The 25,763-nt window shown below is 73.8% G+C and carries 26 protein-coding genes and 1 pseudogene; 8 read left to right on the forward strand and 19 right to left on the reverse strand.

The window, feature by feature from the left end; translation table 11 throughout:
- Positions 1-58: 58 nt before the first annotated feature.
- A complete protein-coding gene (locus J7462_RS10660) occupies positions 59-1,045 on the reverse strand; it encodes an aldo/keto reductase (protein ID WP_219463872.1) in 987 nt (328 codons plus the stop codon).
- The gene (locus J7462_RS10665) at positions 1,042-1,428 is read right to left on the reverse strand and encodes a MerR family transcriptional regulator (protein WP_208569696.1); all 387 of its coding nucleotides are present in this window, start codon (positions 1,426-1,428) and stop codon (positions 1,042-1,044) included. Before J7462_RS10665 ends, J7462_RS10660 begins: the two co-directional genes overlap by 4 nt.
- Positions 1,429-1,534: 106 nt before the next feature.
- Between J7462_RS10665 and J7462_RS10670 the strand changes: the two genes are divergently transcribed.
- From J7462_RS10670 to J7462_RS10680, 3 genes are read left to right on the forward strand one after another with little or no spacing between them, the layout of a single operon-like run.
- Positions 1,535-2,275: an ABC transporter ATP-binding protein gene (locus J7462_RS10670; protein ID WP_219463875.1), complete on the forward strand. Its 741-nt coding sequence runs from the start codon at positions 1,535-1,537 to the stop codon at positions 2,273-2,275.
- Positions 2,272-3,027, forward strand: coding sequence for an ABC transporter permease (locus J7462_RS10675; RefSeq protein WP_219463877.1), 756 nt, complete (start codon positions 2,272-2,274; stop codon positions 3,025-3,027). The genes J7462_RS10670 and J7462_RS10675 overlap by 4 nt, the downstream gene beginning before the upstream one ends.
- Before the next feature lie 5 nt (positions 3,028-3,032).
- The gene (locus tag J7462_RS10680) at positions 3,033-3,626 is read left to right on the forward strand and encodes a TetR family transcriptional regulator (protein WP_219463879.1); all 594 of its coding nucleotides are present in this window, start codon (positions 3,033-3,035) and stop codon (positions 3,624-3,626) included.
- 96 nt (positions 3,627-3,722) lie between these two features.
- Here the strand turns inward: J7462_RS10680 and J7462_RS10685 are convergent, their stop codons facing one another.
- The 3 genes from J7462_RS10685 to J7462_RS10695 form a co-directional block, all read right to left on the reverse strand.
- Positions 3,723-4,499, reverse strand: a complete 777-nt coding sequence (locus J7462_RS10685) for a DUF2470 domain-containing protein (protein ID WP_308290856.1) — start codon at positions 4,497-4,499, stop codon at positions 3,723-3,725.
- Positions 4,500-4,722: 223 nt separating this feature from the next.
- The gene (locus tag J7462_RS10690; protein WP_308290857.1) at positions 4,723-6,510 is read right to left on the reverse strand and encodes an ABC transporter ATP-binding protein; all 1,788 of its coding nucleotides are present in this window, start codon (positions 6,508-6,510) and stop codon (positions 4,723-4,725) included.
- A gap of 174 nt (positions 6,511-6,684) precedes the next feature.
- Positions 6,685-8,559 carry an ABC transporter ATP-binding protein gene (locus tag J7462_RS10695; RefSeq protein ID WP_219463881.1) on the reverse strand — a complete coding sequence of 625 codons (1,875 nt, stop codon included), beginning with the start codon at positions 8,557-8,559 and terminating at the stop codon, positions 6,685-6,687.
- 217 nt (positions 8,560-8,776) lie between these two features.
- Between J7462_RS10695 and J7462_RS10700 the strand changes: the two genes are divergently transcribed.
- The 3 genes from J7462_RS10700 (at position 8,777) to J7462_RS10710 (ending at position 12,568) form a co-directional block, all read left to right on the forward strand.
- A complete protein-coding gene (locus tag J7462_RS10700; RefSeq protein WP_219463884.1) occupies positions 8,777-9,406 on the forward strand; it encodes a TIGR03085 family metal-binding protein in 630 nt (209 codons plus the stop codon).
- 213 nt (positions 9,407-9,619) lie between these two features.
- Positions 9,620-10,567, forward strand: coding sequence for a terpene synthase (locus J7462_RS10705; protein WP_219463886.1), 948 nt, complete (start codon positions 9,620-9,622; stop codon positions 10,565-10,567).
- Positions 10,568-10,741: 174 nt separating this feature from the next.
- Positions 10,742-12,568, forward strand: coding sequence for a long-chain fatty acid--CoA ligase (locus J7462_RS10710; RefSeq protein WP_208569704.1), 1,827 nt, complete (start codon positions 10,742-10,744; stop codon positions 12,566-12,568).
- Between the two features lie 58 nt (positions 12,569-12,626).
- On the opposite strand, the gene J7462_RS10715 is transcribed toward J7462_RS10710, so the two are convergent.
- Both J7462_RS10715 and J7462_RS10720 read right to left on the reverse strand, forming a co-directional pair.
- Positions 12,627-13,931, reverse strand: a complete 1,305-nt coding sequence (locus J7462_RS10715; RefSeq protein WP_219463887.1) for a low temperature requirement protein A — start codon at positions 13,929-13,931, stop codon at positions 12,627-12,629.
- Positions 13,932-14,012: 81 nt separating this feature from the next.
- Complete coding sequence (locus J7462_RS10720; RefSeq protein WP_219463889.1) at positions 14,013-15,470, reverse strand: PLP-dependent aminotransferase family protein; 1,458 nt, start codon at positions 15,468-15,470, stop codon at positions 14,013-14,015.
- Positions 15,471-15,528: 58 nt separating this feature from the next.
- Between J7462_RS10720 and J7462_RS10725 the strand changes: the two are divergent.
- Together J7462_RS10725 and J7462_RS10730 are read left to right on the forward strand one after the other, a co-directional pair.
- A pseudogene (locus J7462_RS10725) lies at positions 15,529-16,191 on the forward strand (YitT family protein); the annotation flags it as partial.
- A 359-nt stretch (positions 16,192-16,550) separates the two neighbouring features.
- A complete protein-coding gene (locus J7462_RS10730; RefSeq protein ID WP_208569707.1) occupies positions 16,551-17,009 on the forward strand; it encodes a hypothetical protein in 459 nt (152 codons plus the stop codon).
- A 199-nt stretch (positions 17,010-17,208) separates the two neighbouring features.
- On the opposite strand, the gene hisF is transcribed toward J7462_RS10730, so the two are convergent.
- The 12 genes from hisF to hisD all read right to left on the reverse strand — a co-directional run bounded on the left by hisF (position 17,209) and on the right by hisD (position 25,671).
- Entirely contained in the window at positions 17,209-17,976 is a 768-nt protein-coding gene (gene hisF / locus J7462_RS10735) for an imidazole glycerol phosphate synthase subunit HisF (RefSeq protein WP_208569708.1), read from the reverse strand.
- Between the two features lie 213 nt (positions 17,977-18,189).
- On the reverse strand, positions 18,190-19,188 hold the full coding sequence (locus J7462_RS10740) for an NADP-dependent oxidoreductase (RefSeq protein WP_219463891.1): 999 nt from the start codon (positions 19,186-19,188) through the stop codon (positions 18,190-18,192).
- A gap of 45 nt (positions 19,189-19,233) precedes the next feature.
- Positions 19,234-19,665 (reverse strand): organic hydroperoxide resistance protein, encoded by a 432-nt coding sequence (locus J7462_RS10745; protein WP_244253193.1) that lies wholly within the window; start codon positions 19,663-19,665, stop codon positions 19,234-19,236.
- Positions 19,666-19,670: 5 nt separating this feature from the next.
- Complete coding sequence (locus J7462_RS10750; RefSeq protein ID WP_219463894.1) at positions 19,671-20,114, reverse strand: MarR family winged helix-turn-helix transcriptional regulator; 444 nt, start codon at positions 20,112-20,114, stop codon at positions 19,671-19,673.
- Positions 20,115-20,276: 162 nt separating this feature from the next.
- Positions 20,277-20,693 carry a Rid family hydrolase gene (locus tag J7462_RS10755; protein WP_208569712.1) on the reverse strand — a complete coding sequence of 139 codons (417 nt, stop codon included), beginning with the start codon at positions 20,691-20,693 and terminating at the stop codon, positions 20,277-20,279.
- On the reverse strand, positions 20,690-21,418 hold the full coding sequence (gene priA, locus J7462_RS10760) for a bifunctional 1-(5-phosphoribosyl)-5-((5-phosphoribosylamino)methylideneamino)imidazole-4-carboxamide isomerase/phosphoribosylanthranilate isomerase PriA (protein ID WP_219463896.1): 729 nt from the start codon (positions 21,416-21,418) through the stop codon (positions 20,690-20,692). Before priA ends, J7462_RS10755 begins: the two co-directional genes overlap by 4 nt.
- Positions 21,419-21,434: 16 nt before the next feature.
- Positions 21,435-21,758, reverse strand: coding sequence for a hypothetical protein (locus tag J7462_RS10765; protein WP_091237477.1), 324 nt, complete (start codon positions 21,756-21,758; stop codon positions 21,435-21,437).
- A gap of 30 nt (positions 21,759-21,788) precedes the next feature.
- Positions 21,789-22,430 (reverse strand): imidazole glycerol phosphate synthase subunit HisH, encoded by a 642-nt coding sequence (gene hisH / locus J7462_RS10770; RefSeq protein WP_219463899.1) that lies wholly within the window; start codon positions 22,428-22,430, stop codon positions 21,789-21,791.
- Positions 22,430-22,600 (reverse strand): hypothetical protein, encoded by a 171-nt coding sequence (locus J7462_RS10775; protein ID WP_168222542.1) that lies wholly within the window; start codon positions 22,598-22,600, stop codon positions 22,430-22,432. The genes hisH and J7462_RS10775 overlap by 1 nt, the downstream gene beginning before the upstream one ends.
- A gap of 70 nt (positions 22,601-22,670) precedes the next feature.
- A complete protein-coding gene (gene hisB, locus J7462_RS10780; RefSeq protein WP_219463902.1) occupies positions 22,671-23,282 on the reverse strand; it encodes an imidazoleglycerol-phosphate dehydratase HisB in 612 nt (203 codons plus the stop codon).
- On the reverse strand, positions 23,279-24,352 hold the full coding sequence (locus J7462_RS10785; RefSeq protein ID WP_219463904.1) for a histidinol-phosphate transaminase: 1,074 nt from the start codon (positions 24,350-24,352) through the stop codon (positions 23,279-23,281). The genes hisB and J7462_RS10785 overlap by 4 nt, the downstream gene beginning before the upstream one ends.
- Entirely contained in the window at positions 24,349-25,671 is a 1,323-nt protein-coding gene (gene hisD, locus J7462_RS10790; protein ID WP_208569717.1) for a histidinol dehydrogenase, read from the reverse strand. The genes J7462_RS10785 and hisD overlap by 4 nt, the downstream gene beginning before the upstream one ends.
- Positions 25,672-25,763: the final 92 nt, after the last annotated feature.

The following is a 25,763-nucleotide window of genomic DNA, read 5'->3' on the forward strand; positions in this document are numbered from 1 at the left end:
ACACCGGCCGAGGTGACCGGATCGGGCCGTTCGTGGCGAGAGAGGCGACCGGCGCAGGTCAGTGGCCGACCGTCCGCATCCCGGCTGCCGCGTACCGCTCGCCGGCCACCGCGTCGGCGGGGACCGCCTCCCGCAACCGGGCCTGTTGGGCGGCGGTGAGCCGCAGATCGGCGGCGGCGGTGTTCTCCTCCAGGTAGCGGACCCGCTTGGTGCCCGGGATCGGGAGCACGTCCGGGCCCTGGGCGAGCAGCCAGGCCAGGGCGGCCTGGGCCGGCGTGCAGCCGATCTCGTCGGCCACCGCCCGGACGGCGGCCACCAGGCGCAGGTTGGCGTCGAGGCTCTCCGCCGCGAAGCGGGGAGCCGCCGCCCGCCAGTCACCCTCGGCGAGCTGGTCCCGCCCGGTGATCGCCCCGGTGAGCAGCCCCCGCCCGACCGGTGAGTACGCCACCAGGGCCACCCCCAACTCCCGGCAGGTGTCCAGCATCTCCCCCTCGACGTCCCGGGTGAACAGGGAGTACTCCATCTGCACGGCCGAGATCGGGTGCACCGCGTGGGCCGTACGCAGGGTCGCCGGGCTGACCTCGGACAGGCCGAGCCGGCGCACCTTGCCCGCCTCGACCAGCTCGGCCATCGCCGTGACGGTCTCCTCGATCGGGGTGCCCGGGTCACGGCGGTGCAGGTAGTACAGGTCGATGGTGTCGACCCCGAGCCGCCCGAGGGAGGCGTCACAGGCCTCCCGGGCCCAGGCCGCGCTGCTGTCGACGCGGACCCCGGTGCCGTCGGGGGTGCGTCGGTTGCCGAACTTGGTGGCCAGGAAGACCTCGTCGCGGCGGGCCCGCACCACCGGGGCGAGCAGCCGCTCGTTGGCGCCGAAGCCGTACATGTCGGCGGTGTCGAGGTGGTTCACCCCCAGGTCGAGGGCGCGGTGCAGGGTGCGCGTCGACTCCGCGTCGTCCGGCCCGCCGTAGGCGAAGCTCATCCCCATGCAGCCCAGGCCGATCGCGGAGACCTCCGGACCGTCGGCCCCCAGCTGTCGACGGATCATCGCCCCTCCTCCGCGCAACGGTAGATTTCGATCTTGTAGTTGAGCACCTTGAGGTCCTCCTCCAGTTCGGCCATCCGGGTCAGTACCCGGACCCGGTGGGCTTCGAACAGCGCCCGTCGGGCGGCCCGCGTCCGGTCGCCCTGGCGGGCCAGCTCGGCGTACCGGCGCATGTCACGCACGGGCATGCCGGTGCGGCGCAGCCGGGTGAGCAGCATCAGCCAGTTCAGGTCGGCCTCGGTGTAGCGGCGGCGGCCGGCCGAGTCGCGGCCGACCGGGGCGACCAGCCCTTCCTGTTCGTACCAGCGCAGTGTGTAGGTGGTCAGGCCGACCCGGGCCGCCGCCTCGCCGACCGACAGGACTCTCTCCCGCGTGCTGATGTCCACGTGCCCCAGGTTCTCAGTTCGAGCGTGCTCGAAGTCAACCGTTGCGCGACACCGGGTAATTCATCTAGCGTTGATTTCAACACACGATGAGTTTTGAGGAGGCGCGATGGACGACGCCATCGCCGTCCGCGACCTGGTCGTCGACCGGGGTCGACGACGGGTGCTGGACGGCATCGGCTGCACGGTGCCGCGCGGCGCGGTCACCGGGCTGCTCGGCCCGAGCGGCAGCGGCAAGACCACCCTGATGCGGGCCGTGGTCGGGGTGCAGACGATCAACTCGGGCACGGTCACCGTGCTGGGTCGACCGGCCGGCGCGGCCGAGCTACGCCGCCGGGTCGGCTACCTGACCCAGGCACCCAGCGTCTACGTCGACCTGACGGTCCGGGAGAACGCCCGCTACTTCGCCGCCCTCCAGGGGCGTACCGCCGCCGACGCCGACGCGGCGGTCACCGACGTCGGCCTGGCCGCCGCCGCCGGCCAACTGGTCGGCACCCTCTCCGGCGGGCAACGCAGCCGGGCCTCACTGGCCTGCGCGCTGGTCGGCGAACCGGAACTGGTCGTCCTCGACGAGCCCACCGTCGGGCAGGACCCGGTGCTACGGGCCGACCTGTGGGCCCGGTTCCACGCCCTGGCCGCCGCCGGGACCACCCTGCTGGTGTCCAGCCACGTGATGGACGAGGCGGCCCGCTGCGACCGGCTGCTGCTGATCCGCCACGGCCGGCTGATCGCCGACGACACCCCCGACGCGGTCCGCGCCGCGACCGGGGTGGACGACCTGGAAGAGGCGTTCCTGCGCCTCATCCGGGCCGGCGAGGCCGGCCCGGCGGACATCGGGGAGGCGGCGTGAACCCGACGATCCTGGCCGCCACCACCGGGCGCATCCTGCGTCAACTGCGACACGACCGGCGTACGGTGGCGCTGCTGGTGGTGGTGCCGACGGTGCTGCTCACCCTGGTCTACTACATGTACGCCGACCAGCCCGCCCCACCCGGGCGACCGTCCCCCTTCGACCGGGTGGCCCTGGTGATGCTGGGCTTCTTCCCGTTCATCATCATGTTCCTGGTGACCAGCATCGCGATGCTCCGGGAACGCACCAGCGGGACGCTGGAACGGCTGCTCACCACCCCGCTGGGCAAGCTCGACCTGCTCTTCGGCTACGGCATCGCGTTCGGGCTGGCCGGGGTGGTCCAGTCGACCGTCGCCGCCGCCGCGGCGTACCGGCTGCTCGGGCTGACCACCGCCGGGTCCGCCGCGCTGGTCGTGCTGATCGCCGCGGTCAACGCGGTGCTGGCCGTCGCGCTGGGGCTGCTGTGCAGCGCCTTCGCCCGCACCGAGTTCCAGGCGGTGCAGTTCATGCCGGTCGTGGTCGCCCCGCAACTGCTCCTGTGCGGGCTGTTCGTGCCGCGCGACCAGATGGCCGGCTGGCTCCAGGCCGTCAGCGACGCGCTGCCCCTGTCGTACGCGGTGGAGGCGCTCCAGGAGGTCGGCGCGCACCCCACACCGACCGGCCTGATGTGGCGCGACGTGTCGATCGTGGCCGGCGCGGCGGTGGTGGCCCTGGTGCTGGCGGCGGCGACCCTGCGCCGGCGCAGCGGGTGAGCCCGGTGACCCGACGCACCGGCCGCCGCCCCGGCAACCAGGACACCCGGGAGGCGATCCTCGCCGCCGCCCGGTCGGCGTTCGCCGAACGCGGTTTCGACGCGACCTCGATCCGGCAGGTCGCCACCGCCGCCGGGGTCGATCCGGCCCTGGTCCACCACTACTTCGGCAGCAAGGAGGAGCTGTTCCGGGCCACCGTCGACATCCCGGTCGACCCGGCCGCGCTGCTGCCCGCCGTGCTGGCCGGCGACCCGGACGGGATCGGGGAACGGCTGGTCCGCACGTTCCTCGGGGTGTGGGACTCGCCGGCCGGCGGGGCGGCGGTGGCGCTGCTCCGCTCGGCGAGCAACAACGAGTGGACGGCCCGGCTGATGCGCGAGTTCCTGACCACCCAGGTGCTGCGCCGGGTGCTCGACCAGCTCGACCTCGACCCGGCGGAACGGCCGCTGCGCGGCGCCCTGGTCGCCACCCAGATGATCGGCCTGGCCATGATGCGCTACGTCATCCGCCTCGAACCGGTCGCCTCCGCCACCCCCGACACCCTGGCCACAACCCTCGGCCCCACCATCCACCGCTACCTCACCGCCCCCCTCCCCTAACCCCGCCCCGGCGACGCCCCGCCCCGGTGATGCCCCGCCCCGGTGATCAAGAGGTTTACGTCACGAAAGCCGCCCGGCATGACGCAAACCTCTTGATCACCGGGGCAGGGGGCGGGGGTGGGAGCGGGGGTGGGGGTCAGGGGTGGGGGTGGGCGGGGTGGGGAGGTGGAGCAGGGGGTGCAGGAGGTGGGGCAGGTCCGCCGGGTCGGTGACCGGGTGGGGGAACGGCAGGCGGGTGCGGCGGCGGTCGCCGGGTCGGCCGTACGCCACGACCAGGCCGTAGCGGTCCAGGCGTACCACCCGGGGCTCGTCGCCGGTCAGCCGGAGCCGACCGCGCAGGTACGCGACCGTCTCCGGCCCGTGGCGGTTGGCGAGATCGGCCAGCAGCGCGGCCTCGTCGGCGTGCAGCGGGTCCGGCTCGGCGGCGGCGTACTCGCCGGGATCGACCCGGTGCACCACACCGGCGGTCTCCAGCCTGGCCTCGACCACCTCGAAGCGGTGCAGCCGGAAGCGGCTCCCGACGTCGAGCAGGTCGCCGGTCGGGTCCACGGCGGCGAAGTCGACGGCGGCGCGACGGGCCGACTCTCCGTCCAGTGGCACCGCCCAGCCGGAGACCCAGGCCCGGCCGGCCGAGGGTGCTCCGGCGGCCGGAGGCAGATCGAGCACGTCGAGCACCACGGCGACGTCCCGGGCGACCCCCGGGTCGAGCTCGGCGGCCAGATCGCTGAAGACCGGGACGAGCAGCAGCACCCGCCCCTCCACGTCGGTGGCGTGCCGGACGTGGAACGGCCCGGGTCGGTGGGCGAGATGCACCAGGCCGGGCAGCCGACCGGCCACCAGGGTACGGATCAGCTCAGCAGGGGTCGGGGCCACCGGGCACCTCCGATAAAGGTTAGCCTTACCTAACCCGCAGCGTAGAGCACCCGGGCGACCACGTCCACCGACCGCCGATTCCGCAGGGACACGCTGCTCGGCGGCACGGACCCGGCGGCCGGTCGCCCGTCACCGGCACCGCGCCGGACGTCAGCGGGCCTGCGCCAACCAGCCAGCCGAAGCGTCCACAGCAGGTGGCAGGGCGGTGTCCGGTGCCGGCCGGTCAGCGGGTCTGTTCCAACCAGGAGGCGTAGAGCAGGCCGTAGACCGAGTCGGGGTCACGGAGGAGTTCCTCGTGCGGGCCGCGCTGCACGATCCGACCCCGGTCCACCACCACCACCTCGTCGGCGGCCTGCGCGGTGGAGAGGCGATGCGCGATGGCCAGCGTGGTACGACCCCGGGTCACCGCGTCCAGGGTGCGTTGCAGGCGTACCTCGGTGGCCGGGTCGACGGCGCTCGTCGCCTCGTCCAGCACCAGCAGATCCGGATCCGCCACGTACGCCCGGGCCAGCGCCACCAGCTGCCGCTCCCCGACGCTCAACGCCTCCCCCCGCTCCCCCACCGCAGTGGCCAGACCCGCCGGCAGACCGTCCAACCAGTCGGCCAGCCCCAGCTCGGTGAACGCGGCGGTGAGCTGCGCGTCGGTCAGCTCGGGGCGGGCGAAGCGGACGTTCTCCCCGACCGTGGCGTCGAACAGGAACCCGTCCTGCGGCACCATCACCACCCGGGACCGCAACGAGTCGAACCGCACCTCGTCCAGCGGCACCCCGGACAGCAGCACCCGCCCCTGCGTCGGGTCCATCAGCCGGGTGAGCAGCTTGGCGAAGGTGGTCTTGCCGCTGCCGGTCTCGCCGACCACCGCCACCCGGCTCTTCGCCGCGATGTCCAGGGTGACGCCGTGCAGCACCGGCGGCCCGCCCGGATAGGCGAACGTCACCCCGGCGAAGCGGATGTCCAACGGCCCGGCCGGCAGCTCCCGACCCTGCTCGCCCGGGTCGGCCACGTCCGGCGCGATGTCGAGCACGTCGAGCACCCGCCGCCAGCCGGCAATGGCGTTCTGCGCCTCGTTGAGCACCTCGGTGGCGATCTGCACCGGCTGGATGAAGAGGGTGACCAGGAACAGGAAGGCGGTGAGCTGGCCGACGGACAGCGTCCGGTCCACCCCGAGCGACACCCCGACCACCACCACCCCGGCCAGTGCCACCCCGGCCGCCAACTCCCCCACCGAGCTGCCCATGATGCTGATCCGGATCGCCCGCTGCTGGGCCACCCGCTGCCCGTCGATCGCCTCGTCCAGCCGGCGGGCCGTCCGCCCGGACACCCCGTACGCCCGGATCACCGGCGCACCCACCACGCTCTCGGCGATCGTGCCGAGCAGGGTGCCCATCCGCTGCCGGACCACCCCGTACGCCCCGGCCAACCGGCGCTGCAGCAGCCGGATCATCAGCACCGCCGGGGTGAACGCGACGAGCACCACCAGCGTCAACTGCCAGGAGTACGCCAGCATCACCGCCGTGGTGACCACGAGCTGGCCCAGGTTGACCAGGAGGATGACCCCGCCCCACTGGAGGAAGTGGGTGATCTGGTCGACGTCGCTGGTCACCCGGGAGACCAGCGAACCGCGCCGCTCGGACTGCTGGTGCAGCATCGACAGGTCGTGCACGTGCCGGAACGCCCTGGTCCGGACGTTGGCCAGTGCGGTCTCGCTGACCGTGAACAGCCGCCGCATCATCAGGTACCCACAGGCGGTGGTGACCACCAGCACCGCCGTGGTGGCGGTGACCACCGTGACGATCACCCCGAGGTCCGGACCACCGGGTACGGCGATCCCCTGGTCGATGCCGCGTTGCACGGCGACCGGGACCGCCACCCGGCCGACCATGTAGACCAACGCCAGGGCGATCGTGCCGGCCAGTCCGGTACGCAGCTCGGGCGAGAGCGCCAGCCCCCGGCGCAACGTCTGCCAGGTCCCCTCGACCCGCTCGTCCCCGCCACCCACATTCGCGCTCACCGGCGTCGACCCTTCGTTCGCGACTGCGGGGCTCCGCTGCGCTGCACTCCTCGCGCTCACCGAACCAACCCTTCGTTCGCGACTGCGGGGCTCCGCTGCGCTGCACTCCTCGCGCTCACCGAACCAACCCTTCGTTCGCGACTGCGGGGCTCCGCTGCGCTGCACTCCTCGCGCTCACCGGTCCACCTCGATTTCCAGGCCCGACGGCAGCGGGGCGACCTCGTCGTACGTCCGGTTCTGTTCGCGTTCCTGCTCGGCCTGCTCGTAGGCGGTGACCAGGTCGACGTAGCCGGGCACGCTGGCCAGCAGCTCGGTGTGGGTGCCCCGGGCCAGCACCCGGCCCTGCTCCAGGTAGATCACCTCGTCGGCGAGCGCGATGGTGGCCCGCCGGTAGGCCACCACCAGGATCGACGCGGCTGCCGGCTGGCCGGGTGCCGGGGCGCGCAGCCCGGCCAGGATGGCCGCCTCGACCCGCGGGTCGACCGCACTGGTGGCGTCGTCGAGCACCAGCAGCCGGGGCCGGCCGGCCAGCGCGCGGGCCAGGGTGAGACGTTGTCGTTGGCCGCCGGAGAGCGAGGTGCCCCGCTCCCCGACCATGGTGTCCAGCCCGTCGGGGAGGGCGGCGACGAAACCGTCGGCCTCGGCCAGCCGCAGCGCCGCCCAGACGTCCTCGTCGTCGATGCCCGGCCGGTCCAGGCTGATGTTGGCCCGGACGGTGTCGTCGAAGACGAACGGCACCTGGGCGACCAGGGCGACGGTCGAGGCGAGTGACGCGGCGGTGAGCCGGCGCACGTCCACCCCGTCGAGGGTGACCGTGCCGGCGTCCGGGTCGACCAGTCGGACCGCCAGCGAGGCGATGGTGGACTTGCCGGCGCCGGTCGGCCCGACCAGCGCCACCGTCCGCCCGGCGGGCACGGTGAAGGCGACCTCGCCGAGCACAGACGTCCCGGGCAGGTGCGCCTCGGCGGGCTCGTAGCCGAAGTGGACGCCGTCGAAGGCGAGGGTGGCGGGCGTGGCGTCGTCGGCGAGGGTGACGTCCCCGTAGGGCATCTCGCCGGTGGCGTCGAGTACCCGGCTGACCCGGTCCCACCCGGCCACGCTGCGGGGCAGCTCGGCCAGCACCCAGCCGATGGCCCGCACCGGGAAGGCCAGCACGGTGAAGAGGAAGGCGACGCTGACCAGTTCGGTGACGGTGATCGCACCCTGCCGCAGCCGGATCGTGCCGACCACGAGCACGGCCAGGGTGCCGAGGCTGGGCAGCGTCTCCAGCAGCGGATCGAAGACCCCCCGCAGCCGGCCGACGGAGATCAGCGAGTCGCGTAGCTCGTGGGCCCGGCCGGCGAACCGGGCGGTCTCCTGAGCCTCCCGGCCCATGGTCTTGACCACCAGCGCGCCGTCGAAGCTCTCGTGGGCGATCCCGCTGACCTCGGCCCGCAGCCGTTGCGCCCGGGCCTGGCGGGGGGCCATCCGGCGGGAGTAGACCACGTTGAGCGCGAACAGGGCGGGGAACACGGCCAGCCCGACCAGGGCGAGCGCCCAGTCGGTGACGAAGAGTGAGCCGACCGCGCCGACCAGCATCACCAGCGTGCCCACCGCGAACGGCAGCGGCGCGATCGGATACCAGGCGGCCTCGACGTCGGAGTTGGCGTTGGACAGCAACGTGCCGGTGGAGTTGCGGTGGTGCCAGGACAGCGGCAGCTCCAGGTAACGGCGCGTCACCCGGCGACGGTAGGCGGCCTGGAGGCGGAACTGCATGTAACCGGCGCCGAGCCGACGGCCGAAGATGCCCACCACCCGCAGCACGCTGATCCCGAACAACGCCACGGCGGCCAGGGCCAGCGTGCTCGTGCCGACCTCGCCGGACTCGATCGCCGGCACCACCACGTCGCCGACGACCGCGCCGACCACGTACGCGCTGACGATCACCAGCCCGCCGAAGAGCACGCTACCGGCGACCGCCACCGCGAAGATCCGCGGTTGTTCCCGGATCGCCCGGCCGAGGACCCACAACCCCCGGTGGATCACGTCCCGACTCGTCCCGCTCGCCACGCTCTCCCCCGCCGTAAGCCGCAATTATCTCCCTTATCCTTACCGCTCGCCGCCACCTACGCCGCCCGGCGCGGTATGTCCACCATCACGTCGAAGACCGCGCCACCACACCGCGCCCGGGCCGCCGGCCCGCCGGACGGCGCTGCCGGACCGCGCGGGGCAGGTGGGAAGGGTCGCTCGCCGCGCCGACTGCGGCCGACCGTCCTACGATCGCTGCATGCCGCGGTACGCCCGAGCGGAGCGCGAGGCGCTCGCCGACCTGATGCTGGAAGTGGGCCCGGACGCCCCGACGATCAACGAGGGGTGGACCGCCCGGGACCTCGCCGCCCACCTGGTGGTGCGGGAGCGCCGCCCCGACGCCGCCGGTGGCATCCTGCTGCCACCTCTGCACGGGTACGCCGAGCGGGTGCGGCTGCGCACGGCCGCCCGGCCCTGGCCGGGGCTGGTCGACCAGGTGCGCCGGCCGCCGGTGTGGAGCCCGGTCAGCAACCCGCTCACCGACGAGTTGGCCAACACGATGGAGTTCTTCATCCACCACGAGGACGTCCGGCGGGCCCGGTCGGGGTGGCACCCCCGGGACCTCCCGGCGGGGCTGGCCGCCCGGTTGTGGAAGCCGGTCGCCCTGCTCGCCCGGACCCGGGCCCGCCGGTTCCCGGCCAGTCTGCTGGTGCAGGCGCCGGGGCACGGCGAGGTGGCCACCGGCCGGGGTGGTGACCGGGTACGCCTGGTCGGCTCCCCCGGTGAGCTGGTGCTGTTCCTCTCCGGCCGGCAACGGGTGGCCCGGGTCCAGCTCGACGGCCCGCCCGCGTTGACCGAACGGCTGCGTACCGCCCAGCTGGGGATGTAGGCGCCCCGGCCCGCACCCGCGTGCCGTCCGGGCACCGGACCGCACGGCCGGCGAGCACCCGCGCGCTGGCAGGTCACCCGTTGTGCCGTTCCCGTCACCTTCTGCCGTGGCGGTCGACTCGACCGCCCCGACCGCCACCGGCAATGATCTGTGTCGATTCCCCAGGCGTACTCTCCGGCAACGCCACCGGTGGGGTGGCCGACTGGGGAAACCATGCGAAGCTTCGACGTCTCGGCGCTGCTCGAACCACCCTTCGTCAGCCGACGGCACGCCGCCACCGACGCGGTGGCGGCGGCGAGCCTGGAGTGGGCCCACCGGCAGGGCCTGGTCGGGGCGGGTCGTTCGGCGGGCCGGCTGCACCGGGCCGGGGCCGCCGAGCTGGCCGGCCGCGCCTGCCCGCAGGCGTCGGTGGCGCACCTGCGGCTGCTCACCGACCTGTTCTCCTGGCTGTTCGTGGTGGACGACGTCTGCGACGACGACGGGCTGGGCAGCACGCCGGCCACCCTCGCGCCGACCGTCGCCGCGCTGCTGGACGTCCTCGACCGGCACGGGGCCCCGACCGGCCGGGGCGCACCGGGCGGGGCGCTCGGTGCCGCCCTGGCCGACCTGTGCCGCCGGGTCGGCCACCAGCGCCGCCCCGCGCTGCTGCTGCGGCTGGTCAGCCAGTTGCGGGCGTACCTGCTCGCGCTGCTGTGGGAGGCGGCGAACCGGGAGCACCGGCGGGTGCCGGGGGTGGCGGAGTACCGCCAGATGCGCCGGCACACCGGTGGGGTACGCCCCAGCCTGGCCCTCACCGATCTGGCGTACGGTCGACTGCCCGGCGCCCGGAGGCGGGTCGACCCCGCGGTGGTCGCGCTGGACGACCTCGCCGTCGACCTGGTCTGCTGGTGCAACGACCTGTTCTCCTACCGCAAGGAGCAGGGTCCGGTGGCCGACCCGCACAACCTGGTGACCGTCCTCGCCGCGCAGACCGGACGGGGTGAGGCGGCCGCCTTCCGCCTGGCTGCCGGGTGGTTCAACGACGGGCTGGCCGACTACCTGGTCCGCGAGGCGGCGCTGGTCGCGCACGGCGGGCCCGCGTTGACGCCCTACCTGGCGGCCCGCCGCTCGTGGCTGCGCGCCACCTACGACTGGTCGGCACGGGCGGACCGGTACGCCTGACCCGGCCGCCGCACCCGCGGGGCTCGGGGAGCGGTCACCGGCCACCTCTGCGGGGATTCAGCCGCCTCACAGGTACGGGGGCTAGCCGATGCCCCGGCGCAGGCAATACCCTTCGGTAACCGCAGCGCGACGTGACCCCCGTCACGTCACCCACCCCTGAAGGCGGCTTCCACGATGGCTCTCGATATCCCGTACCGCTCCATTCCCGACATGTTCCGTAAGCGGGTGGCCGCGACCCCCGACCAGCACGCCTTCGCCCATCCGGCACCCGACGACTCCGGCCCGGTCTGGTTGACCTGGGCCCAGGTAGGCCGGCGGGCCGACGCGGTCGCTGCGGGCCTGCACGGGCTCGGGGTCGGGCTGGAGGATCCGGTGGCGATCCTGGCGAACACCCGACTGGAGTGGATCATCGCCGATTTCGGCATCATGTGCGCGGGCGGGGCGACCACCACCGTCTACCCCACCACCGAGCCGCAGGACGCGGCGTACATCATCGCCGACTCCGGTTCCCGGGTGCTGTTCGCGGAGAACCCGGCCCAGGCGGCGAAGGTCGCGGGCACGCAACTGCCCGCGCTGACCCACGTGGTGCTCTTCGACGGCACCCCCGACCCGGCCGCCGCCGTGCCCCAGTTGACCCTGGCCGAGCTGGAGGAGCAGGGCGCGCAGGCGCTCGCCGCCGACCCGGGCCTGGTCGACCGGCTGATCGCCCCGGTCGGCCCCGATCACCTGGCGACGCTGATCTACACCTCGGGCACCACCGGCCGGCCCAAGGGCGTCGAGCTGCTGCACGGCGGCTGGTGCTGGGAGGGGGTGGTGCAGGCCGAGACGGGTCTGCTGCGCGACGACGACGTGCAGTACCTCTGGCTGCCGCTGTCGCACTCGTTCGGCAAGACGCTGCTCTGCGGCTCGACACACGTCGGACTGCCGACCTACGTCGACGGGCGGGTGGACAAGCTGGTCGAGTTGCTGTCGGTGATCCGGCCGACGCTGATGTGCGGGGCGCCCCGGGTCTACGAGAAGGTCTACAACAAGGCGGTCACCACCGCGCAGGACGCCGGCGGCGCGAAGGCGAAGATCTTCGCCTGGGCCGTCGCGGTCGGCAAGGAGAAGATCGCCCTGGAGCAGGCCGGCCGGCCGGTGCCGGGTGGCCTGAAGCTCAGGTACGCGGTGGCCGAGAAGCTGGTGTTCAGTAAGCTCCAGGCCCGGCTCGGCGGCCGGATCCGGGTGCTCGTCTCCGGGGCGGCCCCGCTGAGCGCGGAGATCGCCACCTTCTTCGCCGCGGCGAACCTGCCCATCTCCGAGGGGTACGGCCTGACCGAGACCAGCGCCGGCAACTTCGTCAACCCGCCCGACGGGTTGCGGATCGGCACGGTCGGCCGGGCGATGGGCGACCTGGAGTGCCGGATCGACACCGACGGGGAGATCCTGGTCCGGGGCCGGCCGGTGATGCGCGGCTACCACAACCTGCCCGAGGAGACGGCCGCCGCGTTCACCGAGGACGGCTTCTTCCGTACCGGGGACATCGGCAGCCTCGACGACGACGGTTACCTGCGCATCACCGACCGCAAGAAGGACCTGGTCAAGACCTCCGGCGGCAAGTACGTCGCGCCGTCGCACATCGAGGGGATGTTCAAGGCGATCTGCCCCTACACCTCGCAGGCGATCGTGATCGGTCAGGCCCGCAACTACTGCACCATGCTGGTCAGCCTGGACCCGGATGCGATCCGGGGTTGGGCGGCGGGCGGCCCGCTCGACGGGCGCGACTACGCCGAGATCGTCGCCTCGCCCGAGGCCCGGGCCATGGTCGAGGAGCACGTCGCCCAGCTCAACACCAAGCTCAACCGCTGGGAGACGATCAAGAAGGTGACCGTCCTGCCCCGCGACCTGACCATCGAGGACGGCGAGATGACCCCGTCGTTGAAGATCAAACGACGCGGGGTGGAGAGCAACTTCGCCGCCGAGATCGACCGGATGTACGCGGGCAGCCTGGCCGAGATCTGAGCGGTCCGGGCCGGTCGACGTCCGTGTCCCCCCGTCCCGGGACACGGCCGTCGACCGGTCACAGGTGCTCGCGACGCCACCGGCTCTGCTCGGCCTCGGCGGCTTCCTGTTCCGCCAGGGCCAGCTGGCGTACCCGGTGCCGACGCCGGCCCTGCCCCCGGGTCTCCACCACCACCAGGGCGACGCAGACCAGCGCCAGCAGGGCCAACGCGCCCACCTCGGACACCCGGGCCCCCACCGGGGCGAGCGCGGCCAGCGCCAGCACCGCCAGCACCGGCGGCCAGCGCAGCACCCGCAGCGCCCGCAGCCCGCAGGCGACGAGGCTGAGCAGGTAGAGACTCACCCCGCCGTAGAGCACCAGCACCCAGTAACCACCCAGCGGCACCCCCCAGTCCGGGTTGTCCGGGTCGGCCACCTCGGTCAGCAGGTCCTTGAGCCCGAGGGCGAAGAAGATGACCCCGGCGACGATCGGCAGGTGCAGGTAGGTGTAGGCGTCCCGGGCCAACCGGGCCCGGTGTGCCGGGTCCCGGCTGCGGTGCAGGGCCTGTTCCAGGGCGAGCGCCAGGGTGTCGAAGTAGGCCCACCAGAGCACCGACGCCACGGCGATGCCGAGCACCGCGGCGATCACCACCGGCCAGGTCAGCGGCAGGCCGGTGACGAACTTCGGGCCGACCCCCAGCGCGATGATCGACTCGCCGAGCGCGATCAGCACCATCAGGGCGTGCCGTTCCGCCCAGTGCCCGGCGGAGACCACCACCCAGTACGTCCCGCCCAGCCGCACCCCGGCCGCGTACTCCAGCAGCAGCGCGGCCGTCCACAGGGTGAGTTGCAGGGCGGTGGCGGCCCCGTCCCCGGAGATCCGGCGCGGCAGCAGCGCGGAGGCGACCAGCAGGGCGGCGGCGACCACCGGCAGCACCGCGAGCCGCCGCCACTGCCGCCACCGGGCCGCCTCGCCCCGGGCGAGCAGCCCGAAGACGGCCAACTGGCAGGCCCGGACCAGGAGGTAGCAGCCGACGAAGACCAACGGGCCGTTCAGCCCACCGGGCCGGTCGTTGAACGCCCCCGGCATGCTCAACGCCAGCAGGAAGGTGGCGGCGATGGTGACGAAGCCGACCACCGGCAACAGCCCCTGGTCGGCGCGGACCACGTTGCCGACGCCCGCGAACCCGGTCCAGCACCACCAGAGCAGCCCCAGCACCAGCAGGCAGCGCAGCAGGTTGGTGCCGGTGGGCTGCTGGGAGGTCAGCGCGGTGACGTTGAAGAAGGCGAAGACGAAGACCAGGTCGTAGAAGAGTTCCAGCCGGGTGGTCCGGGAGCCGGGCGCACCGAGCCGGACCCCGCGCGACCACTGCGGGCTGCCCACTCCGGCAGTCTTCCAGCCGACGCCCGCCGATCAGGCCGGTTCGTCCCGACCGGGACCGCCGTCAGTCCCCGGGGCGGGCCGTCAGGCGATCACTGCCGGTTCCCGCCAGCGCGCCCGGCCGGCACCCCGGTCGAGGTCGTAGCGGATCGCGGCCAGCCGCCCGACCGCCTCCACCAGGTCGGCGGCGGGCAGGGTGAAGGGCAGTCGCAGGAAGCGCTCCAGGGTGCCGTCGAGGCCGAACCGGGGACCGGGGGCCAGCCGTACGCCGACCTCCTCGGCTGCCCGGGCCAGGGCGCTGGAGATCGGGCCGTCCAGCTCCACCCAGAGCGTGACGCCCCCACGGGGCACCCCGACCCGCCAGTCCGGGAGCCGCTCGGCGAGCACGTCGAGCAGGGCGTCCCGCTGGGTGACGAGCTGCGCACGGCGGGCCGCGACGATCGCCGGTGCCTGGGCGAGCAGGTGCACCGCCACCAACTGGTCGAGCACCGGGCTGGCCATGTCCACCCCGACCCGGGCGGCGGCCAGCCGCTGCACCTGCGGCGCGGAGGCGCGTACCCAGCCGATCCGCAGACCGCCCCAGTAGGGCTTGCTCATCCCCCCGATGGAGATCACCCGGGAGTGCCGGTCGAAGACGGCGACCGGCGGGGGCAGCGGTGTGCCGTCCAACGGCAAATCCACGAACGACTCGTCGACGACCAGGTCGGTGCCGGCGGCGTGGGCGGTGGCGACCAGCCGCTCCCGCAGCTCGGCGGGCATCAGGTGGCCGGTGGGGTTCTGGAACTCGGGGATCAGGTAGGCCAGTTTGGGCCGGGTCTGCCGCACGCTGCCCAGCAGCAGGTCGGCGTCCCAGCCGGCGTCGACGGCGAGGCCGTGGGTGCTGATCCGGGCCCGCCGGGCCGCCAACGCGGCGAGCGCGTTCGGGTAGGTGGGCGATTCGACCAGCACGTTCCCACCGGGCGCGAGGGCCAGCCGCAGCACCAGATCCAGCGCGTGCTGGGTGCCGCTGGTCACCATGATCTGCTCGGCGCTGGTCGGCAACCCCCGCTCGGTGTACGCCCGGGCGACCGCCTCGCGCAGCTCGATGATGCCGGTCGGGTGGTAGCCCGCGCCGGACAGGTAACGCGGCAGGTCCTCCACGGCGGCTCGGGCGGCCGGCACCAGCTCGGGTGGGGCGGCCAACGCGGCCACCCCGAGATCGATCATGTCGCGGTCGTCCAGCGGGGTCCACAGGCCGGTGCTGGCGACCCGGTGGGTGCCGGGCAGCATGGTCCAGCTCCCCGCGCCGCGCCGGCTGGCCAGGTGGCCGCTCTCCCGCAACTGCCGGTACGCGGCGGTGACCGTGGTACGGCTGATCCGCAGCGCCTCGGCCAGCTCCCGCTCGGCCGGCAGGCGTACCCCCAGGGGGAGCCGGCCGTCGGCGAGCAGGCCCCGGACGGCGGCGGCGAGCGCGGCGTAGTCGGGGCTGCGGCGACGGCCCGGCAGCGCGTGCCACTGTCCGAGCAACCGGGCCAATTGGACCCCTCGCACCTGGCTGGTCACGGCCACCCCTTCGGAATTGGCTCTTCTGTGGGTGATATTGGACTCTAGAGTGGCATGCATGGCTCTGATTGGCAATCTCCGGCACCGCCCCGCCCGGCGGCTCACCCAGCTCTATGCCGGGCTGGTCCTCTACGGGGTCAGCATGGCCATGATGATCCGCTCCGGGCTCGGGCTGGACCCGTGGGACGTCTTCCACCAGGGGCTGGCCCGGCAGACCGGCCTGTCGTTCGGCACCGTGACCATCGCCGTCGGCGCGGTGGTGCTGCTGCTCTGGATCCCGCTGCGGCAACGGCCGGGCCTCGGCACGATCAGCAACGTACTGGTGATCGGACTGGTGGTGGACGCCACGGTGGCCCTGCTGCCGGCCGGGTGGCCGCTGCCCGCCCGGATCGGCCTGCTGCTCGGCGGCATCGTCGCCAACGGCGCCGCCACCGGCCTCTACCTCGGCGCGCGGCTCGGCCCCGGCCCCCGCGACGGCCTGATGACCGGGTACGTCGCCCGCCGGCCGGGCCGCTCCGTCCGGCTGGTCCGCACCGTCATCGAGATCACCGTGCTGGCGCTGGGCTGGCTGCTCGGCGGCACCGTCGGCGTCGGCACCGTCGCGTACGCGCTGGGCATCGGCCCGTTGGCCCAGTTCTTCATCCCCCGCTTCGCCGTCCCCGCCGAACCGGTCCACCCGGAACCGGTCCACCCGGAACCGGACACCGGGCCGCAGGTCCCCGGCAGGCAGGTCTCCGGGCCGCCGCCTGCGGAGCCCGGCCGACGGGACCATCCGGAACCGGCCCTCGGGCCACCCGTCGCCGGGCCACCCGTGTCGGCTTCCCCGCCGCCCCCGAGCCCGGCCCTCGGGTCACCGGCCCTTGGGTCGCCGGTGTCCGGGTCATCGGCCCCCGGGGCACCGGTGTCCGCCGTTCCGGCGTCCCCGGGAGTCCACCTGGAGGCACCGGTTTCCGGCCCCGGACAACGGTTCCCGGCGAAACCGCCTGCCGAGGGTCCGGGTGTGACCACGCTGAGCTGCGCTGACAGAACAGGGGGGAAGTAGGTGTTTCCTCAACGGACACCTACAGGCATCATTCGTGCATGGGGGAGAATGCGTGGCGCTGGACGGACGCCTGGATCTTCGTGTCACTGGTGATCGCCAGCGGCGCCGGACGGCACCGCCGCGCGGCGGATTCGCGCCGCCCGGAAGGGGTCCGGCTCACTGACGTGCTGTCCACCGCCGACCACCTCAACCAGGCGATACCCGAACGGCACGACGTGGAGACAGCGGTCCAGCGGCTGGTCGGCGCGGGGCTGGTCACCGTCTCCGACGGCTGGTTCCGGATCACCCCCGACGGCGAGCAGCTCTGGCGTACCCGGCCCCGGGCCGGAGTGGGCGGCACGGTCGACAGCATGCAGGGGGTGCTCACCCGGCGACACGCCCCGGGCAGCGCGCAGTGGCACCTGCCCGAGGAGGACCACGCCGCCGCCGTGCAGGAGTACGTGGTCCGATCGATCCCGGCCCCGCGCCGCTCCCCGGAGGGCCAGACCGGCCGCTGAGCCACCCGACCCGCAGGAGCAGTGCGCCAACCGAATGCACGGGGCGACCCGGCGACGGTGCGCTCAGCGGACAGGGTGCCCGGCGGCGGTGCGCTCAGCGCACGGGGTCGCCTGCGGCGGTGCGCTCAGCGGACAAAGTGCCCGGCGCTGCGTTCAGCGGACGGGGTGCCCGGCAGACAGGGTGGCCGGGGCTGTGCGCTCAGCGGACGGGGTGCCCGGCGGTGCGCAGGGCGTCCTTGACCTCGCCGACGGTCAGCTCGCCGAAGTGGAAGACGCTGGCGGCGAGCACCGCGTCGGCCCCCGCGCCGATCGCGGGCGGGAAGTGCGCCACCCGGCCGGCGCCGCCGCTGGCGATCACCGGCACGTCGACCACCGCGCGGACCGCCTCGATCAGGGTGAGGTCGAAGCCGGCCTTGGTGCCGTCGGCATCCATCGAGTTGAGCAGGATCTCCCCCGCGCCCAGCTCGGCCCCGCGCGCCGCCCACTCGACCGCGTCGAGCCCGGTGCCGCGGCGGCCACCGTGGGTGGTCACCTCGAAACCGCTGGGGGTGGTGCCGGCTGGTGCCCGCCGGACGTCCAACGAGAGCACCAGCACCTGCCGGCCGAAGCGGTCGGCGATCTCGGCGATCAGCTCGGGTCGGGCGATGGCGGCGGTGTTCACCCCGACCTTGTCGGCCCCGGCGCGCAGCAGGGTGTCCACGTCGGCGACCTGCCGGACCCCACCGCCGACGGTGAGCGGGATGAAGACCGACTCGGCGGTCCGGCGCACCACGTCGAGCATGGTGCCCCGGTCGCTCGAGGACGCGGTGACGTCCAGGAAGGTCAACTCGTCCGCACCGGCCCGGTCGTACGCCGCCGCCAGCTCCACCGGGTCACCGGCGTCGCGCAGGTCGAGGAAGTTGACCCCCTTGACCACCCGACCGGCGTCCACGTCCAGACACGGAATCACCCGTACCGCCACCGTCATGCGCCGAGCCTATCCAACGCCCCCGCCCCACCCCCTGCCCCGCCCACCCAACCCCACCAACCCCGCCACCTCCCCCACAACCCCGCCACCTCCCCGGTGATCAAGAGGTTTACGTCAGTTCGATCTCCAAAGGTGACGCAAACCTCTTGATCACCGATGCCGGGGCGGGGGCGGGGGGCGGGGAGGAGGGGCGGAGAGGAGGGGGAGGGAGGGTTAGAGGCGGACGAGCATTTTGCCGAGGTTTTCGCCGCGGAGGAGGCCGAGGAACGCTTCAGGGGCGTTGTCGAGGCCGTCGACGATCGTCTCGTCGTAGGAGAGGCGGCCCTCGCGCAGCCAGCCGGCGACCTCGGTGACGAACTGCTCGCGCAGGTCGCCGTGGTCGCCGACCAGGAAGCCGCGCAGGGTGAGCCGCTTGCCGATGACCAGCGCCAGGTTGCGGGGCGCGGCCGGTGGCTCGGCCGAGTTGTACTGCGCGATCATGCCGCAGATCGCGGCCCGACCGTGCAGGTTCATCGCCCCGATGGCGGCCTCCAGGTGCTCGCCGCCGACGTTGTCGAAGTAGACGTCGACCCCGTCCGGAGCGGCGGCCTTCAGCGCGTCGCGGACCGGACCGTCGTGGTAGTCGAACGCGGCGTCGAAGCCGAGCTCCGTCAACCGGGCCACCTTGGCCGGCGAGCCGGCGCTGCCGACCACCCGGCCGGCGCCCCGCAGCTTGGCGATCTGGCCGACCATGCTGCCCACCGCGCCGGCCGCGCCGGAGACGAACACGGTCTCCCCGGGCCGCATCGCCGCCACGTCGAGCAGCCCGGCGTACGCGGTCAGCCCGGTCATCCCGAGCACGCTCAGGTAGGCGCTGACCGGGCCGACGTCCGGATCGACCCGGCGGGCGGACCGGCCGTCGAGCACGGCGTACTCCCGCCAGCCCAGCCCGTGCAGCACGGTGTCGCCGACGCTGATCCCGTCGGCCCCGCCGGCCACCACCTCGCCGACCGCCCCACCGTCGAGGGGCGCGTCCAGGGCGTACGGCGGCACGTAGGACTTGACGTCGTTCATCCGGCCACGCATGTACGGGTCGACCGACATGAACTGGTTGCGGACCACGATCTGCCCCGGGCCCGGGGTGGGCACCTCGGTCTCGACGAGGCGGAAGTTGTCGGCCGTCGGCCACCCCTGGGGGCGGGAGGCCAGGTGGATCTCACGGTTGCTGGTCATCCGGTTCGTCCTCTCGTACGCGATGGTGGTGGTCTGCTGCGGCGCTCAGGCCGCAGCGGCCTCGCGCACGGTGAGCGCCACCTCGATGTTGCCCCGGGTGGCGTTCGAGTAGGGGCAGACCTGGTGGGCGGCCTCGACCAGCTGCTGGGCGGCGGCGCGCTCGACGGCCGGCAGGTCCACCACCAGGGTGACGGCAAGACCGAAGCCGCCGCTGCCGTTCGCTCCGATGCCGACCTCGGCCTCGACGACCGAGCCGGTCACGTCGGCCTTGGCCCGGCGGGCCACCACGCGCAGCGCGGAGTGGAAGCAGGCCGCGTAGCCGGCGGCGAAGAGCTGCTCAGGGTTGGCCGCGCCACCTGCGCCGCCCATCTCCTTCGGAATCGCCAGGTCCAGGTCGAGGGTGGAGTCGGAGGTCCGGACGTGGCCGTCCCGGCCGTCGCCGGTGGCGGTCGCGGACGCGGTGTAGAGAACCTGCATGGGAATCACTGCTCCTTCTGTCGGTGGATCGTCTCGGTGACCCGGGTGAGGGTGTCGCGCAACGCGACCAGCTCGGCCTCGTCGAGCCCGGTGGAACAGGCCACCCGCAACGGCACGTCGGTCATCCGTTGGCGCAGGGCCGCGCCGTCGGCGGTCAGCCCCACCTCAACCCGTCGCTCGTCGAGCGCGGAGCGGGTGCGGACCACCAGGCCCGCCGCCGCCAGCCGTTTGAGCAGCGGGGAGAGGGTGCCGGAGTCGAGCCGCAGCGCGGTCCCCAGCTCGGAGACCGTGGGCGGGTCGTCGCGCTCCCACAGCACCAGCAGCACCAGGTACTGCGGGTAGGTGAGCCCGAACTCGTCGAGGATGGGGCGGTAGACGTCGGTGAGCGCGCGGGAGGCCGCATAGAGCGCGAAGCAGACCTGATCACGCAACACCAGATGGTCACTCACCGGGAAAACGTAGCTCGCAATTCAATTGCGCACAACTTATCTGGCCGGAAGTGACCCGGGTCTCCCCCCGGCGGCGGGCCGGCACGGGGAGCGCCACGGGCCGGGACGGGTCAGCGCCACGGCCCGGGACGGCGGGTCAGGGCGACAGGCCGGGACGGCGGGTCAGGACGGCGGCAGGTAGGCCTCCAGCTCGACCTCCACCAGATGGTCCGGATCGACCAGCCCGGCGACGACGACAAGCGTCGCAGCCGGCCGGACCGGGCCGAAAACGGCATTGTGGGCCCGGCCGACCTCGTCGAGGAAGAGCCGGTCGGTCACGTACAGCCGGGTCCGCACCACGTCGGCGGCACCCGCACCCACCTCGGCCAGGGCGGCCAGGGCGATCCGCAGCGCCTGGGCGGTCTGCGCGGCGGCGTCGCCGACGTGCGTCACCACCCCGTCGACGGTCGACGTGCAGCCGGCCGTCCAAGCCGACCGACCGGCCCGGACCACCCGGGAGTAGCCGTACACCGTCTCCCACGGGCCGCCCGAGCCGAGCCGGGTGACGGTCGCGTCGTCCGGCCCGGCCACGTCGGTCACCCGGCCACCCGCAACGTGGCAAGCGCCTCGGCCACCGTGAACGCACCGGCGTAGAGCGCCTTGCCGGCGATCACGCCCTCCACACCCGCCGGCTCCAGGGTCGCCAGGGCACGCAGGTCGTCCAGGGTCGACACGCCGCCCGAGGCGATCACCGGGGCGTCGGTACGGGCGCAGACCTCACGCAGCAGGTCCAGGTTCGGCCCGCGCATCGTGCCGTCCTTGGTGATGTCGGTCACCACGTACCGGGACGCACCGGCCGCGTCCAGCCGGGCCAGCACCTCCCACAGGTCACCGCCGTCGCGGGTCCAGCCCCGCGCCGAGAGGGTACGACCCCGCACGTCCAGACCGATCGCCACCCGGTCGCCGTACTCGGCGCAGATCCGGTCACACCACTGCGGGTCCTCCAGCGCGGCGGTGCCGATGTTCACCCGGGCCGCCCCGGTGCCGAGCGCCGCGCGCAGCGACGCGTCGTCGCGGATGCCCCCGGACAACTCCACCCGCACGTCCAGCTTGCCGACCACCTCGGCCAGCAGGGCGGCGTTGGAGCCCCGGCCGAAGGCCGCGTCCAGATCGACCAGGTGGATCCACTCCGCCCCGTCGTTCTGCCAGGCCAGCGCCGCGTCGAGCGGGTCGCCGTAGGCGGTCTCGCTGCCGGCGGCGCCCTGCACGAGCCGGACGGCTTGGCCGTCGGCGACGTCCACAGCGGGCAACAGGGTCAGGCTCACGTTTCCTACTCCTCGGTCAGATCCGACGGTCCAGGGCGATCACCACGATCGCCGGCAGGACCAGCAGCAACAGCACGACCAGCGCCACCCGCAGCGCGAGATCGTCGACGAACACCCAGATCAGCACCAGCGCCGCGCCGGTCAACCCGACGATGGCGGCCCGTTCCCCCCGGCTGCGCCGGGCCAACCGGCCCGTCCGGCCCCGCCGCCACTGCGGGGTGACCCGACGGACCAGGGCGCGGCGACGCTGCCGACGGGCCAACTTGCGCTGGCGTACGACACGGTCGCGGGCCGCCTCCGCCTCCCGGACGGCCCGCCGACGGGCCCGCTCCTTACTCACCGCACACCCGACCCGGTGCCGCCGCGCGTCTCAGTCAACCGTGGCCAGCCAGTTGCGCAGCAGTACGGCACCCGTCTCGGCCGACTTCTCCGGGTGGAACTGGGCCGCCGACAGCGGGCCCCACTCCACCGCGGCGACGAACTCCGTGCCGTGGTGGGCGGTGGTGACCCGGGCGCCCGCCTCGCGCAACGACGCCTGGTCGAGCACCCCGTAGGAGTGCACGAAATAGAACCGGCTGTCGGCGGGCAACCCGGCGAAGAGCACCGACCCGTCCGGCGGGGTCACCGTGTTCCAGCCCATGTGGGGCAACCGGTCGGCGGGCAGCCGGGTCACCCCACCGGGCAGCAGCCCCAGCCCCTTGGTCACCACCCCGTGCTCGTCACCGTGCGCGAAGAGCACCTGCATGCCGACGCAGATGCCGAGCACCGGGCGGCCGGCGGTGACCCGTTCGGCGATCACCGGGCCGGCACCCGACGCCTCGATCCCGGCCATGCAGGCCGCGTACGCGCCGACACCCGGCACGACCAGGCCGTCGGCATCGGCGGCGGCGGTCAGGTCGGCGGTGACGGTCACGTCCGCCCCGGCGTGGGCCAGCGCCCGCTCGGCCGACCGCAGGTTGCCCGAGCCGTAGTCGAGCACCACGATCCGCTTGCCGGTGCCGTGCGCGCCCATCAGCCCTCCCCGGGTAGCAGCCAGAGCACCCCGCCGACGGTGGCCAGCACGGCGAGCAGCCCGGTGACCACGATCGCACCGCGTGGCGCGTCCTGCCGGTACAACGACCAGGCCCCACCGACGAGGATGCCGGCGAGGATCAGCAGCAGGGTCGGCAGCACCGGGCCCATCAGCGCCACCCCCCTGGTCGGCCGACCCGCGACGGGCAGTGCCGGGCGGAACCGGAGGCGACCGCGCCGGTCACAGCGCGCCCTTGGTGCTGGGCACCACACCGGCGTTGCGCGGGTCGAGCGCGGTGGCCTCCCGCAGCGCCCGGGAAACCGCCTTGAACTGGGCCTCCACCACGTGGTGGGCGTCCGGGTGGCCGCCCGGCCGGGCCGCCCGCAGCACGTCGACGTGCAGGGTGACCCGGGCCGACTGGCCGAAGGACTCCCAGATGTGCCGGGTCATGCTGGTCGGATAGACCGGCCCGATGTACGGCGACAGCGCCGGCTCGTCGTGCACCACGTACGGGCGGCCGGACAGGTCGACGGCGGCCCGGACGAGCACCTCGTCCATCGGGACGGTCGCCGAGCCGTACCGCCGGATGCCGGCCTTGTCGCCCAGCGCCTGGTCGAACGCGGCGCCCAGGGCCAGCGCGGTGTCCTCCATCGTGTGGTGGGCGTCGATCTCCAGGTCACCGACGGTGCGGACGGTCAGGTCGAAGCCGCCGTGCCGGGCGATCTGGTGGAGCATGTGGTCGTAGAAGCCGACCCCGGTGCTGATCTCGGCCTGGCCGGTGCCGTCGAGATCGATCTCGACGAGGACCTTGGTCTCCTTGGTGATCCGCTCCACCCGGGCGGTGCGACTCATGACAGTTTCTCCATCGCGGTGAGGAAGGCGTCGGTCTCGGCGGGGGTGCCGGCGGTGACCCGCAACCAGCCGGGCAGGCCCACGTCCCGGACGAGCACCCCGGCGTCGAGCAGGGTCCGCCACGCGGTGGCCTGGTCGCCGCCGACGGCGAAGAGCACGAAGTTGGCGTCGCTGTCGGCCACCCGGAAACCCCGGCCCCGCAGCGTGTCGACGATCCGGTCCCGTTGCACCTTGATCGCGTCGACGGTGCCGAGCAGGGCGTCACGGTGGGCCAGCGCCGCGCGGGCGGCGGCCTGGGTGAGCGACGAGAGGTGGTACGGCAGCCGGACCAGCTGCACCGCCGACACCACCGCCGGGTCGGCGACCAGGTAGCCCAACCGGCCACCGGCGAAGCCGAACGCCTTGCTCATGGTCCGGGTCACCACCAGCCGGGGGTGGCCGGGCAGCAGCGCCAGGGCGTCGCTCGTGCCCGGTCGGGCGAACTCGGCGTACGCCTCGTCGACGACCACCATGCCGGGCGCGGCGTCGAGCACGGCGGTGACCACCGCCGGGTCGAGCGCGGTGCCGGTCGGGTTGTTCGGCGAGCAGAGGAAGACCACGTCGGGGCGGTGCTCCCGGACCTCGGCGACCGCCTCGTCGGCGGTCAGCCCGAAGTCGACCCCCCGCTGGGCCGGGACCCACCGGGTGCCGGTGCCCAGGGCCAGCAACGGGTGCATCGAGTACGCCGGCACGAAGCCCAACGCGCTGCGCCCCGGCCCGCCGAACGCCTGCAGCAGCTGCTGCTGGATCTCGTTGGAGCCGTTGGCCGCCCAGACCTGCTCGGCGGTGATCCCGTGCCCGAGGTAGCCGGCCAGGTCGGCGCGCAGCGCCACCGCCTCGCGGTCCGGGTAGCGGTTGAGGTCACGCAGCTCGGCGGCGAGGGCCTTGCCGATCGCCTCCACCACCGGCTCGGGCACCGCGTAGGAGTTCTCGTTGGTGTTCAGCCGGACCGCCACGTCGAGCTGCGGCGCCCCGTACGGCGAGCGGCCCCGCAGGTCGTCGCGGATCGGCAGGTCGTCGAGGGTGGTCACGACGCCTCCCCGGCGAACCGCACCGCTACCGCCTGCCCGTGCGCCGGCAGGTCCTCCACGGTGGCCAGGGTCACCACGTGCGGTGCGACGTCACGCAGCGCCTCCCGGGTGTATTCCACCAGGTGCACCCCGCGCAGGAAGGACTGCACGGACAGCCCGGACGAGTGCCGGGCGCAGCCGCCGGTGGGCAGCACGTGGTTGGAGCCGGCGCAGTAGTCGCCGAGCGACACCGGCGCCCAGGGGCCCACGAAGATCGCCCCGGCGTTGCGTACCCGCAGCGCCCAGTCGCGGGCGTCGCGGGTCTGGATCTCCAGGTGCTCGGCGGCGTACGCGTCGACCACCCGCAACCCGTCGGCCAGGTCGTCGACCAGCACGATGCCGCTCTGCTGCCCGCCCAGCGCGGTGCCGACCCGCTCGGCGTGCTTGGTGGCCGGCACCTGCCGGGCCAGCTCCCGGTCGACCGCGTCGGCCAGCTCGACCGACGGGGTGACCAGCACGCTGGCCGCCAACGGGTCGTGCTCGGCCTGGCTGATCAGGTCGGCGGCGACGTGCGCCGGGTCGGCCGTGTCGTCGGCCAGCACGGCGATCTCGGTCGGGCCGGCCTCGGCGTCGATGCCGACCACCCCGCGCAGCAACCGCTTGGCGGCGGTGACCCAGATGTTGCCCGGCCCGGTGATCATGTCGACCGGCGCGCAGTGCAGGGTGCCCCCCGCGTCGACCGCCGACCCGTACGCCAGCATGGCGACCGCCTGGGCTCCGCCGACGGCGTACACCTCGTCGACGCCGAGCAGCGCGCAGGCGGCGAGGACCCGGGCGTCCGGGAGCCCCCCGTTGTCCAGCTGCGGCGGGCTGACCACCACCAGCGAGCGGACCCCGGCCACCTGGGCCGGCACCACGTTCATCACCACGGTCGACGGGTACATCGCCAGCCCGCCGGGGACGTAGAGGCCGACCCGGTCGACCGGCACCCAGCGCTCGGTGACCGTGCCGCCCGGCACCACCTGGGTGGTGTGGTCGGTGCGCCGCTGGTCGGCGTGCACCCGACGGGCCCGGCTGATCGACTCCAGCAGCGCGGCCCGCACGTCGGGGTCGAGCGTCCCCTCCGCCTCGGTGATCGCCTCGGCCGGGACCCGCAGTACCGGCGGGCAGACACCGTCGAACCGCTCGCTGGCCTCCCGGATCGCCGGGTACCCATGGTCACGGACGGCCTCGACGAGCGGGCGGATCCGCTCGACGGCCACGGACACGTCGAGCTGGGCACGGGGCAGCAGTCGGCGCGGGTCACGGACCCCGCCGCGCAGGTCGATCCGATTCAACACGCTCCCGAGTCTAGGCGGCGGCCCGGAGGGCGACCCGCGCCGCCCGTACCGCGAGACGGTGAGCCGGGACACGCCGACGTCGCGGGATCGGG

The sequence above is a fragment of the Micromonospora sp. RL09-050-HVF-A genome, from assembly GCF_019374995.1.
GTDB classification, from domain to species: Bacteria; Actinomycetota; Actinomycetes; order Mycobacteriales; family Micromonosporaceae; genus Micromonospora; species Micromonospora antibiotica.

Coding starts and splice junctions, on each gene's coding strand:
- hisB (WP_219463902.1), bottom strand. CDS start 23,282: ATGAGTCGCACCGCCCGGGTGGAGCGGATCACCAAGGAGACCAAGGTC.
- J7462_RS10710 (WP_208569704.1), top strand. CDS start 10,742: ATGGCTCTCGATATCCCGTACCGCTCCATTCCCGACATGTTCCGTAAG.
- J7462_RS10745 (WP_244253193.1), bottom strand. CDS start 19,665: ATGCAGGTTCTCTACACCGCGTCCGCGACCGCCACCGGCGACGGCCGG.
- J7462_RS10740 (WP_219463891.1), bottom strand. CDS start 19,188: ATGACCAGCAACCGTGAGATCCACCTGGCCTCCCGCCCCCAGGGGTGG.
- hisH (WP_219463899.1), bottom strand. CDS start 22,430: ATGGGCGCGCACGGCACCGGCAAGCGGATCGTGGTGCTCGACTACGGC.
- J7462_RS10670 (WP_219463875.1), top strand. CDS start 1,535: ATGGACGACGCCATCGCCGTCCGCGACCTGGTCGTCGACCGGGGTCGA.
- J7462_RS10775 (WP_168222542.1), bottom strand. CDS start 22,600: ATGGGCCCGGTGCTGCCGACCCTGCTGCTGATCCTCGCCGGCATCCTC.
- J7462_RS10700 (WP_219463884.1), top strand. CDS start 8,777: ATGCCGCGGTACGCCCGAGCGGAGCGCGAGGCGCTCGCCGACCTGATG.
- hisF (WP_208569708.1), bottom strand. CDS start 17,976: ATGACGGTGGCGGTACGGGTGATTCCGTGTCTGGACGTGGACGCCGGT.
- J7462_RS10730 (WP_208569707.1), top strand. CDS start 16,551: ATGGGGGAGAATGCGTGGCGCTGGACGGACGCCTGGATCTTCGTGTCA.
- J7462_RS10660 (WP_219463872.1), bottom strand. CDS start 1,045: ATGATCCGTCGACAGCTGGGGGCCGACGGTCCGGAGGTCTCCGCGATC.
- J7462_RS10705 (WP_219463886.1), top strand. CDS start 9,620: ATGCGAAGCTTCGACGTCTCGGCGCTGCTCGAACCACCCTTCGTCAGC.